This is a genomic window from Streptomyces pathocidini (assembly GCF_001418495.1).
GTDB classification, from domain to species: domain Bacteria; phylum Actinomycetota; class Actinomycetes; order Streptomycetales; family Streptomycetaceae; genus Streptomyces; species Streptomyces pathocidini.
The window spans coordinates 1-10,784 of the sequence record NZ_LIQY01000029.1 but is presented as its reverse complement, the minus strand read 5'-3'; the positions used below and the strand labels follow the sequence as shown (position 1 = coordinate 10,784).

Below are 10,784 nucleotides of genomic sequence, written 5' to 3'. Positions count from 1 at the left end.
GGCGGCGCGGCTGGACGGGGCGAGCGGGCTGCTCACCTGGTTCGGGGCCCCGCCGCAGCGGCAGCTGGTGCTGACGGTGGGCAACCTCGGCTCGGCCCCCGCCCGCAACCCGGTCTTCCAAGTCGGCACCTCGCACGGCGTGTTCGCCCCGCGGTGGGAGGAGCAGCAGTGGCGGGGGACCCTACCGCCGGGTGAGAAGGTGCAGGTCAAGTTGGGGGTCGAGCTGTCGGCCGGGGCGCACGGCGACTACCGGGTGGCCCTGCGGTACGGGGACAAGGTGCTCACCGAGCAGCCCTGGGGCGTCGGCCGCCCGTGGGGCGTGACCCTCTTCTGGATCCTGCTGTTCCTGGTCGTCCCGGCCGCGATCTTCCGGATCGGGATGGCGATCGTCGACCGGATCGGGCCGTGGGGGCGCACGGGAGCGCGTACGGGCGGGCCTATGGATGGGGGCGGCGCATCGCGTACGGGCGGGCCTATGGGCGAGGGCGGCGCATCGCGTACGGGACTGGGATCGCGTACGGGCCCGCGCGCACCCAGGCGTACGAGCTCCCGCGCGCCCACGCGTACGGGCTCCCGGCTGCGGCGCCGGGCCGCCGAACAGGACGCCCTCACCGAGGCGTTGCCCCCGCAGGCACCTCAGGAGCCGGGTCTGCCCTGGTTCACCCCCGACACGCTGCCGGCCCGCCAAGAGCCCGCGGCGCACGCGCAGTTCTCCGCACCGTCAGAAGACCGTTCCCCGTAGATCCCCGTAGACCGGGATCCCCGTAGAAAGGAAGGCAGCTCGTGATGACCCAACGGAGGGTGAGCGCTGCCGGTGCGGCGCTGATGCTCGGCGGGGCCGCGATCCTCATCGCCGCGGCCCCGGCCCAGGCGGCGGAGGTCTCCTACCCCACGGAGTGCATACCGCCGGCCATCTCCGGCCTGCCCCCGGTGCAGGGTGTCACCAAGGTCGACATCCTCGCGCCGGAGACGGCGAAGGTCGGCGACGAGGTCGAGGTGGTGTGGAAGACGGTCCTGGCCGCCTCCAAGAACCCCGACGTCCTCGACCTGCAGCAGGACACCGTCCTGCCCACCGGCACGCTCGCCGTCGCCGGTGCACAGACCGGTGAACTGGCCATGCAGGGGCAGCGGAAGAACCCCGCGATCCCCAAGAACAGCGACATGAAGCTGTCCGACATGAAGGGCGTGCTGAAGCTGGAGAAGCCGGGCGAGGTGACGCTGACACCCGGCGCGTACAACATCAACGTCAGCAAGCCGATCTCCACGGACACCAAGTGCTCCCCGAAGGAGGCGGTGGGCCCGGCCCACACCATCAAGGTGACGGAGGGCGGCGGGGGGACGACCGGCGGCACGACCTCGGGCACGACGGCCGGGACCATCTCCGGCGTGACCTCGGGCGTCACGTCCGGCGTCACCTCCGGGGTGACCTCGGGCCTGACCAACGGCGCGACCTCCGGCCTCACCTCCGGCGGTTCCTCGGGCGGCAGTTCGTCCGGCGGGGGCGACAACGGCGGTACAGGCGGCGGGAGTTCGAGCTCCGGCGGCTCCGGCTCCGGCGGTTCGTCCTCCTCCGGCGGCTCGACGGGCGGCGGCGGGGACCCGGACGGGACGGAGTACACGGGCAAGGAGGTCGAGGTCCCGTACGAGTGCAAGACCCCGATCGGCGACAAGAGCGCGACCTCGCCGGTGCAGATCAACGGCAAGAAGAGCGGCGGGGACTTCGACCTGACGGTGAAGTTCAACAAGTCCGTGATGGACAGCCCGGCCGAGATCCCCGAGGACTCGGTCAAGCCGTCCATGGAGGTCGTCCTGGGCGGGGCCGACGAGGGCACGGTGCACGTCGAGGGCCCGACCAACAAGGAGCCCATCAAGGCCGGTGAACCGATCGAGATCCCGGACCTCAAGGGCACCTACAAGCCCGGCGGGACCGGCAAGACCACGCTCTCCCCGGGCGTCCTGACGGTCGAGGCGCTCGGCACGACCACGACCTGCACCCCGGCCAAGGATCCGGGTGCCTCGCTCGAACTCGACACCTCGGAACAGCCGGGCGGCGCCTCCGGCGGCGGCTCCTCCTCCGGCGGCTCCGGCTCCGGCTCCGCGTCCGGCGGCTCGGCCGCGGGCGGCAACCTCGCCGAAACGGGCGCCGACGACAACGGCGGCCTCCGCGCCCTGGGCCTGATAGCGGGCACCATAACCCTCCTGGGCGGCGCGGTCTTCACCTTCACCCCGTGGCGAAGGCTGCGCGGGGTGCGGTGAGTTGTGGAGTGTTCCTTGGCGACGACGGGCCGGGCGGATGCGCGCCCGGCCCGTTTGCCTGCCCCGACCTCGGTTGCTTCTTGATCAACTCACCGACTACTGTCCGGTATTGGGTCGACTGGGCCTACAATTGTCCATTTGTTCAAGTTCATGGTGAAAGGCGCGCACATGCGTTGGGGGAAGAAGATCGCCACGGGGGCGCTCGCTGTTCTCATGGGGGCCACGGCCACCGGACTGGCCACCGCTGCGCCGGCGGAGGCTGCGGGGGCGAAGTACAAGTGCTCCATATCCAAGGCCGGATTGGACTGGGGGCGTCCTTCGGTGACGTCGTCTTGCAAGAAGTCGTCCTCGGGTAAGAAGGTCAGCAAGCACCGGGCCATGCTCAAGTGCGATGTGGTGCGCGGCGCGGGTGCAGGAGCTGAGCACACCATTCGGTACACCGAGTACGGTCCTTGGGTGTCGCCGGGCAAGAAGTCCTCGGTGAAGTGCGGTTTCCGTAGCTTCACGGCCGGTTTCGGCGTCCAGACCAAGCGCTGACAACGGCGAAGGGCCGCCGCACCGTTCGGTGCGGCGGCCCTTCCCTTTAGCTGTTCGGGCCGTGTGTCAGTGCACGTCGCCCATCAGCTGCTGGACCTTCTTGCGGTACATGTAGACCGCGAAGCCCGCGAGGACCGCAAGGGCCGCCTCAAGGCCGATCATGCCGGTGCCGCTCAGGTCGACGCCGGCCAGGGAGAGCAGGCCCGTGGCGCAGTCGCCGGCGGTGACCGCGAGGAACCAGACGCCCATCATCTGCGAGGCGTACTTCATCGGCGCCATCTTGGTCGTGACGGAGAGGCCGACCGGGGAGAGGCACAGCTCACCGATCGTCTGGATCAGGTAGATCGAGACGAGCCACATCGGGTTGGGCTTCGAGCCGTCCGCGGACATCGCCATCGGGATGACGAAGACGAAGAAGGACACACCGATCAGGAAGAGCGCGGTCGCGAACTTCACGATGGTGTTGGGCTCGCGGTTGCGGCGAGCCAGCCACAGCCACATCCAGGCGAAGAGCGGAGCGAGAGCCATGACGAACAGCGGGTTCAGCGACTGGAACCAGCTGGACGGGAAGGTCATGCCGAGCAGCGAGTCGCCGGCCTTCGTCTCGGCGAAGGCCGAGAGGGTCGAGCCACCCTGGTCGTAGATCATCCAGAAGACCGCGGCAGCTACGAAGAACCAGATGTAGCCGGTCATCTTGGTCTGCTCGACGCTGCTCAGATCCTTGTCCCGCTTGATGCGGACCAGGACGGCGGTCGGGATGATCAGGCCGATCAGGGTGATCGGAACCAGCGCCCAGTTCAGCGTGAAGTTGCCGGACAGGCCCACGGCCCCGTAGAAGACGGCGGCGACGCCGAGCCAGATCAGCCCCTTGCGCAGGGTGCTGATGCGCTCCTCGCGGGACAGCGGGGTCGGGACCACGCTGCTCTTCTCGCTGAGGTGGCGGGAGCCGACCAGGAACTGGATCAGGCCCAGCCCCATGCCCACAGCCGCGAGAGCGAAGCCCAGGTGCCAGTTGACGGTCTGGCCGACGGTGCCGATCAGCAGCGGAGCGGCGAAGGCGCCGAGGTTGATGCCCATGTAGAAGATGGTGAAGCCGCCGTCACGACGCGGGTCCTGCGGGCCGTCGTAGAGGTGGCCGACCATCGTCGAGATGTTGGCCTTCAGCAGGCCGGAGCCGAGGGCGACGAGCGCGAGGCCGACGAAGAAAGAGACCTGGCCGGGCAGGGCGAGGCAGAGGTGGCCCGCCATGATGATGCCCGCCGAGACAGCGACCGTCTTACGCGGCCCCCACACCCGGTCGCCTATCCAGCCGCCGGGCAGGGCCAGCAGGTAGACCATCGCCAGGTAGACGGAGTAGATCGCGACCGCGTTGCCCTCGGGCATGCCCAGACCGCCGCCCTGGCTGCCGTCCTTGGCGTCGGGGCCGCCGGCGATCAGGTAGACGACGAGCAGAGCCCGCATCCCGTAGAAGCTGAAGCGCTCCCACATCTCGGTCAGGAAGAGGGTGGCCAGGCCGCGAGGGTGGCCGAAGAAGGTTTTGCCGCCTGCAGGGTTCCCCTGCTGCGCGGCGTCCTTCGTCAGGCTGGACGCCATGGTCGATCCTTGCTCGCTCAGGACGCCCGCAGAGCGGGGGCGTCCGATGGGGGGAAGGTGTCGCCCCCGCACAGAACAGGAGGCCTCCGGCGCTGCGGTGGGCCGGGTCTCCATGTGCTGATGGACGCTTCGACACCATAAGTCAACTTAAGGGGGCGTTTGAAGTGACTGAGACATGGATCACAGGTGAACCTGGAACCGTCGAGGCACATTCGAAGGTAACCCATCTTTCACCCGCCCTGATCCACAGGCGGCCCGGCGCTTGTCCACAGGCCTCCCCAGCGCGCCACGCACGCCCACCTGGGCGGACTACCATCACTCCATGACCCGAGTACTGCTCGCCGAGGATGACGCGTCGATCTCCGAGCCACTCGCCCGCGCACTGCGCCGTGAGGGGTACGAGGTCGAGGTGCGCGAGGACGGTCCCACCGCGCTCGCCGCCGGCCTCCAGGGGGGTGTCGACCTGCTGGTCCTCGATCTGGGCCTGCCCGGAATGGACGGACTCGAGGTCTGCCGCAGACTCCGCACGGAGGGCCACGGCTTCCCCGTGCTGGTCCTGACCGCCCGCGCCGACGAGGTGGACACCGTCGTCGGCCTCGACGCTGGCGCCGACGACTACGTGACCAAGCCCTTCCGTCTCGCCGAACTCCTCGCCCGCGTCCGGGCCCTGCTCCGCCGCGGCGCGGTCGAGTCCCAGCAGCAGCCACCCGCCACCCACGGCGTACGGATCGACGTCGAGTCGCACCGCGCCTGGATGGGGGAGGAGGAACTGCAGCTCACCGCCAAGGAGTTCGACCTGCTGCGGGTGCTCGTACGGGACGCGGGCCGGGTCGTCACGCGCGACCAGCTGATGCGCGAGGTCTGGGAGACCACGTGGTGGTCCTCCACCAAGACCCTCGACATGCACATCTCCTGGCTCCGCAAGAAGCTCGGCGACGACGCGGCGAACCCGCGCTACATCGCCACGGTTCGGGGCGTCGGCTTCCGCTTCGAGAAGAGCTAGTGCCCGCCGAGGGGGAAGTCGGTGACGCGAGGCAGCGGGCCCGGGGAGGGCGAGCGCTGCGCCCTGCCCGCCTCGGGGCGCTGCTGAAGGCGCCACGGAAACCGTGTGACCTTGCCCGGAGGGCAGAATGCGCCGCCGACTGATCAACTCCACGCTCGCGGTGGTGCTTGTCGTGATCGCGGTCTTCGGGATCTCGCTGGTGATCGTCGAGACCCGGACGATCGAGAACAGCGCCCAGGAGAGCGTGGACTCCGAGGCCGTACGGCTGGTCAGCATCGTCGACAGCCGGCTGCTCGGCGGTGAGCGGGTCAGCCCCGATGTGCTGGCCGACCAGATCACCCCGGACCGGTACGCCCGGATCGAGCTGCCCGGCCGCCCGCCCATCGAGGTCGGGGAGAAGCCCCCGGGTGACGTGATCCAGGCGCGGGAGCGCGGCGAGGAGGGCGAGACCGTCACGGTCCAGGAGTCCGCGGCGACCGTCAGCGAGGAGATCGGCCGCACCCTGCTGATCATCCTCGCGGTCGCGCTGCTCGCCGTCGTGGCGGCCGTACTCCTCGCCGTACGCCAGGCGCACCGGCTGACCGCGCCGCTCACCGACCTCGCCGAGACCGCCGAGCGGCTGGGCTCGGGCGACCCGCGCCCGCGCCACCGCAGATACGGGGTGCCGGAGCTGGACCGGGTCGCGGACGTGCTGGACGCCAGCGCCGAGCGGATCGGGCGGATGCTGACCGCTGAGCGGCGGCTGGCCGCCGACGCCTCCCACCAGCTGCGTACGCCGCTGACCGCGCTGTCCATGCGGCTGGAGGAGATCACCGTCACCGACGACCCGGAGACGGTGAAGGAGGAGGCGACGATCGCCCTCGGGCAGGTCGAGCGGCTCACCGACGTCGTCCAGCGGCTGCTCACCAACTCCCGTGACCCGCGCACCGGTTCGGCCATCGACTTCGACCTCGACGAGATCGTCAAGCAGCAGATCGAGGAGTGGCGGCCGGCCTACCGCAGCGCGGGCCGGGCCATCGTCCGCTCCGGCAAGAAGGCGCTGCGGGCGGTCGGCACCCCGGGCGCGGTCGCCCAGGTGCTGGCCACCCTGATCGAGAACTCGCTGATGCACGGCGCCGGAACGGTCGCCATCCGCACCCGCGTCACCGGCAACCAGGTCGTGGTCGAGGTCACCGACGAGGGCACCGGAGTGTCGCCCGACCTGGGCGCGCGGGTCTTCGAGCGCACGGTCAGCGGCCGGAACTCCACCGGGCTGGGTCTGGCCGTGGCCCGGGACCTGGCCGAGGCGGACGGCGGGCGGCTCGAACTCCTCCAGCAGCGGCCGCCGGTCTTCGCGCTCTTCCTGAGCCGGGAGGCGGAGGCGGGGGAGCCCGACCCCCGGGCTACCGCGGGCGGTTGACCTGGTCCCCCCGGCCACCGGCCCGTACCTGGTTCTTCTGGCCACCGGCCCGTACCTGGTTCCCGGGGCCCCCGACCCGTACGAGATCCTCCGCGGACTCGGCCGCGGGCGCGGGCAGCGCCTTGAACACCCAGGTGCGATAGGACCAGAAGCGGAACACCGTGCCGATGCCGAGGCCGATGACGTTCTTCGCGATGTTGTCGGCGACGGTCGAGGTGAAGCCGAAGCCGTAGTGCGACAGCGCCAGGATGCCGTTCTCGATGACCAGGCCGATGCCGCTGAAGAGCAGGAAGAGGGTCAGCTCCCGGCTGCGCCGGGACTTGTCGCAGTCGCGGTAGGTCCAGTGGCGGTTGCCGAGGTAGTTCGTGCCGATGGCCACGATCGTGGCGATGACCCCGGAGCGCACCACGGCCAGGCCGATCCAGTGCACGCACAGGTTGAAGACGACGAAGTTGACCAGGAAGCCGACGGCGCCCACGGTCCCGAACTTGGCCAGCTCGCGGGTCAGCTGCCGCAACCGCGAACGTAGTGTGCGCCGTTCACTCATAGTGATCGTGTGGCTCCGTTGTCGGCGACGGTGGGCGATGGCTGTCGACTCGGACTGTCGGCACGGACTGTCGGCACGTATCCGCGGTTGCCCGGGCTGCTCATGCTAACCAGGGCATCTTCGCGTGACCGGCCGACACCGCGATGGACGCTCCCCGCTTATATGGAGGATCGACCAAAGGGCGGGGCAGGGCGGTCCTGGAGGCCGGATACCCTGGGCAGGTGACATTCCCGGTAGTCGGCATGGTCGGCGGCGGTCAGCTCGCCCGCATGACCCACGAGGCGGGCATCCCCCTCGGCCTGAAGTTCAAGCTGCTCAGTGACACCCCGCAGGACTCCGCTGCGCAGGTCGTCGCGGACGTCGTCGTGGGCGACTACCGCGATCTCGACACCCTTCGTGCGTTCGCACAAGGCTGCGATGTGATCACCTTCGATCACGAGCACGTCCCGACCGAACACCTGCGGGCCCTGGAGGCGGAGGGCATCCCCGTACGCCCAGGGCCCGATGCCCTGGTGCACGCGCAGGACAAGGGCGTGATGCGGGCCAGACTCGACGCGATCGGGGTGCCCTGCCCGCGCCACCGGATCGTCGCCGATCCGGCCGACGTCGTCCGCTTCGCCGCCGAGGGGGACGGCTTCCCCGTCGTCCTCAAGACGGTGCGCGGCGGCTACGACGGCAAGGGCGTGTGGGTCGTGGAGACCGCGGAGGAGGCGGCCGAGCCCTTCCGCGCGGGCGTGCCCGTGCTCGCCGAGGAGAAGGTCGACTTCGTACGGGAGCTTGCCGCCAACGTCGTACGGTCCCCGCACGGCCAGGCCGTCACATACCCCGTCGTGGAGTCCATCCAGGTCGGCGGCGTGTGCGACACCGTGATCGCGCCCGCGCCCGACCTGCCCGAGGAACTCTCCCTCCAAGCGCAGGAGCTGGCGCTGACCGTGGCCGAGGAGCTGGGCGTGGTCGGGCATCTGGCCGTCGAGCTGTTCCAGACCCGCGACGGCCGCATCCTGGTCAACGAGCTGGCGATGCGCCCGCACAACTCCGGCCACTGGACCCAGGACGGCGCCGTCACCTCCCAGTTCGCCAACCACGTGCGGGCCGTGCTCGACCTGCCGCTGGGCGACCCGCGGCCGCGCGCGCCCTGGACCGTGATGGCCAATGTGCTCGGCGGCGACTACCCCGACATGTACGCGGCGTATCTGCACTGCATGGCCCGCGACCCGCAGTTGAAGATCCACATGTATGGCAAGGACGTGAAGCCGGGCCGCAAGGTCGGGCACGTCACCGTGTACGGCGACGACCTGGCCGAGGTGCGCGAGCGCGCCCGGCACGCCGCCGACTACCTGCGAGGGACGATCACCGAATGAGCGAGCCCCGGATGACCAGCCCCGTCGTCGGCATCGTCATGGGTTCCGACTCCGACTGGCACGTCATGGAGGCCGCGGCCAAGGCCCTCGAGGAGTTCGAGGTGCCGTACGAGGTCGACGTCGTCTCCGCGCACCGCATGCCGCGCGAGATGGTCGCGTACGGCGAACAGGCCGCGGGCCGAGGGCTCAAGGCGATCATCGCGGGCGCGGGCGGCGCGGCCCACCTGCCGGGCATGCTCGCCTCTGTGACGCCGCTGCCGGTGATCGGCGTGCCGGTGCCGCTGAAGCACCTGGACGGGATGGACAGCCTGCTGTCCATCGTCCAGATGCCCGCCGGGGTGCCGGTCGCCACCGTCTCGGTCGCGGGCGCCCGCAACGCGGGCCTGCTGGCGGTACGGATCCTGGCCGCGGGCGACGACGAACTCCTCGGCCGGATGCGGCAGTTCCAGGGCGAGCTGAACGAGCAGGCGACGGAGAAGGGCAAGCGGCTGCGGGCCAAGGTCGAGGGCAGCGCCGGCTTCGGCTTCGGCCACTAGCCTCCGGCTCTGGCTTCGGCCACTAGCCGCCGTCGAAGGCGGCTCCGGCTCCGGCCGCCTCCGCCTTCCTCCACCGGCTGCCGCTGGTTGCCTCTGCTTCCTCTACCGGTCGCCGTCGGCCGCCTCCGCTTCCTCCACCGGCCGCCTCCACCGGCCGCCTCCGAGGGTCGGCGCCCTCGGCCACGGTGCCCCGGGAGCGCCCGGTCCGCGACCGGCCGTCTGAGGGAGGTTAGGGTTCGGACCGGCGGCCGAGCTGTCCCGACGGGCGGACGGCCACCGGCAGTCCGGTCGGCAGGCGAGAGGGAGTCACCACAATGTCCGAGCACTTGGCGCAGGCTCGCGCATATTTGGCGCAGGCCCGCGAACTCCTCGCTGCCCACCCCGTGGTGGACGGCCACAACGACCTGCCGTGGGCGCTGCGCGCGCAGGTCCGCTACGACCTCGACCGGCTCGACATTGCCGCCGACCAGAGTGCCAACCTGCACACCGACATCCCGCGGTTGCGGGCCGGCGGGGTCGGCGCGCAGTTCTGGTCCGTGTACGTCCCCTCCGACCTGGCCGGGGACGAGGCGGTCAGCGCCACGCTCGAACAGGTCGACTGCGTGGCGCAGTTGATCGAGCGCCACCCGCGCGACCTGCGGCGGGCGCTCACCGCGGACGACATGGAGGCGGCGCGCGCCGAGGGCCGTATCGCCTCCCTGATGGGGGCCGAAGGCGGGCACAGCATCAACTGCTCGCTGGCCACACTGCGCGCGCTGCACGCCCTGGGCGTCCGCTACATGACGCTCACCCACAACGACAACAACCCGTGGGCGGACTCCGCGACCGACGAGCCGGTCGCGGACGGGCTGACCCGGTTCGGGCAGCAGGTCGTCCGCGAAATGAACCGTACGGGCATGCTGGTCGACCTCTCCCACGTGTCCGCCGACACGATGCGGGACGCGCTGCGCGCGAGCTCGGCGCCGGTGATCTTCTCGCACTCCTCGGCGCGGGCCGTCTGCGACCACGTGCGCAACGTGCCGGACGACGTGCTGGCGCAGCTGCCGGGCAACGGCGGGGTGGCGATGGTGACGTTCGTGCCGAAGTTCATCCTCCCCGCGGCCATCGAGTGGACCCAGGGCGCGGACGCCAACATGAGCGCCCGCGGGCTGCACCCGCTCGACACCACCCCGGAGGCGCTCAAGGTCCAGCGGGAGTACGAGGAGGCGAACCCGCGCCCGGTCGCCACCGCGTCGACGGTCGCCGACCACCTCGACCACATGCGGGAGGTCGCCGGGGTCGACCACATCGGCATCGGCGGCGACTACGACGGCACGCCGTTCACGCCCTCCGGGCTGGACGACGTGGCCGGCTACCCCAACCTGATCGCCGAACTCCTCACCCGCGGCTGGTCGACCGCCGACCTGGCGAAGCTCACCTGGCAGAACTCCGTACGAGCCCTCCGCGACGCGGAAGCGGTCGCCCGGGACCTCCAGTCCCACCAGTCCCCGTCCAACGCGACAATCCAGGAACTGGACGGCTAACGGGGGCAGTTGGGGCCCGGGGGTTATTG

At 70.5% G+C, this 10,784-nt stretch carries 9 protein-coding genes and 1 pseudogene; 8 read left to right on the top strand and 2 right to left on the bottom strand.

All coding sequences use genetic code 11. The annotated features are described in order from the left end of the window. From AOK16_RS27875 to AOK16_RS02125, 3 genes and pseudogenes are all read left to right on the top strand, one after another. Window positions 1-742, top strand: a pseudogene (locus AOK16_RS27875) (hypothetical protein); the annotation flags it as partial. A gap of 44 nt (window positions 743-786) precedes the next feature. Beyond that, window positions 787-2,256, top strand: coding sequence for a hypothetical protein (locus AOK16_RS02130; RefSeq protein WP_240483318.1), 1,470 nt, complete (start codon window positions 787-789; stop codon window positions 2,254-2,256). 138 nt (window positions 2,257-2,394) lie between these two features. Further along, the gene (locus tag AOK16_RS02125; protein WP_055470485.1) at window positions 2,395-2,793 is read left to right on the top strand and encodes a hypothetical protein; all 399 of its coding nucleotides are present in this window, start codon (window positions 2,395-2,397) and stop codon (window positions 2,791-2,793) included. Between the two features lie 66 nt (window positions 2,794-2,859). Here AOK16_RS02125 and AOK16_RS02120 read toward each other — a convergent pair whose 3' ends face one another. Beyond that, a complete protein-coding gene (locus AOK16_RS02120; RefSeq protein ID WP_055470484.1) occupies window positions 2,860-4,386 on the bottom strand; it encodes a peptide MFS transporter in 1,527 nt (508 codons plus the stop codon). A gap of 322 nt (window positions 4,387-4,708) precedes the next feature. Between AOK16_RS02120 and AOK16_RS02115 the strand changes: the two genes are divergently transcribed. Together AOK16_RS02115 and AOK16_RS02110 are read left to right on the top strand one after the other, a co-directional pair. Further along, window positions 4,709-5,389, top strand: coding sequence for a response regulator transcription factor (locus tag AOK16_RS02115; protein ID WP_055470483.1), 681 nt, complete (start codon window positions 4,709-4,711; stop codon window positions 5,387-5,389). 127 nt (window positions 5,390-5,516) lie between these two features. Next, complete coding sequence (locus AOK16_RS02110; RefSeq protein WP_055470482.1) at window positions 5,517-6,788, top strand: ATP-binding protein; 1,272 nt, start codon at window positions 5,517-5,519, stop codon at window positions 6,786-6,788. On the opposite strand, the gene AOK16_RS02105 is transcribed toward AOK16_RS02110, so the two are convergent. After that, the gene (locus AOK16_RS02105) at window positions 6,772-7,335 is read right to left on the bottom strand and encodes a GtrA family protein (protein ID WP_055470481.1); all 564 of its coding nucleotides are present in this window, start codon (window positions 7,333-7,335) and stop codon (window positions 6,772-6,774) included. The two genes, AOK16_RS02110 and AOK16_RS02105, sit on opposite strands and share 17 nt — an antisense overlap. 221 nt (window positions 7,336-7,556) lie before the next feature. Here AOK16_RS02105 and AOK16_RS02100 point away from each other — a divergent pair, with 221 nt between their 5' ends. The 3 genes from AOK16_RS02100 to AOK16_RS02090 all read left to right on the top strand — a co-directional run bounded on the left by AOK16_RS02100 (window position 7,557) and on the right by AOK16_RS02090 (window position 10,755). Further along, entirely contained in the window at window positions 7,557-8,696 is a 1,140-nt protein-coding gene (locus AOK16_RS02100; protein ID WP_079100964.1) for a 5-(carboxyamino)imidazole ribonucleotide synthase, read from the top strand. After that, complete coding sequence (gene purE, locus AOK16_RS02095; RefSeq protein ID WP_055470479.1) at window positions 8,693-9,232, top strand: 5-(carboxyamino)imidazole ribonucleotide mutase; 540 nt, start codon at window positions 8,693-8,695, stop codon at window positions 9,230-9,232. Before AOK16_RS02100 ends, purE begins: the two co-directional genes overlap by 4 nt. A 314-nt stretch (window positions 9,233-9,546) precedes the next feature. Next, window positions 9,547-10,755: a dipeptidase gene (locus AOK16_RS02090; RefSeq protein WP_055470478.1), complete on the top strand. Its 1,209-nt coding sequence runs from the start codon at window positions 9,547-9,549 to the stop codon at window positions 10,753-10,755. The last annotated feature ends 29 nt before the right edge of the window (window positions 10,756-10,784 follow it).

Coding starts and splice junctions, on each gene's coding strand:
- AOK16_RS02110 (WP_055470482.1), top strand. CDS start 5,517: ATGCGCCGCCGACTGATCAACTCCACGCTCGCGGTGGTGCTTGTCGTG.
- AOK16_RS02115 (WP_055470483.1), top strand. CDS start 4,709: ATGACCCGAGTACTGCTCGCCGAGGATGACGCGTCGATCTCCGAGCCA.
- purE (WP_055470479.1), top strand. CDS start 8,693: ATGAGCGAGCCCCGGATGACCAGCCCCGTCGTCGGCATCGTCATGGGT.
- AOK16_RS02120 (WP_055470484.1), bottom strand. CDS start 4,386: ATGGCGTCCAGCCTGACGAAGGACGCCGCGCAGCAGGGGAACCCTGCA.
- AOK16_RS02105 (WP_055470481.1), bottom strand. CDS start 7,335: ATGAGTGAACGGCGCACACTACGTTCGCGGTTGCGGCAGCTGACCCGC.
- AOK16_RS02090 (WP_055470478.1), top strand. CDS start 9,547: ATGTCCGAGCACTTGGCGCAGGCTCGCGCATATTTGGCGCAGGCCCGC.
- AOK16_RS02130 (WP_240483318.1), top strand. CDS start 787: ATGACCCAACGGAGGGTGAGCGCTGCCGGTGCGGCGCTGATGCTCGGC.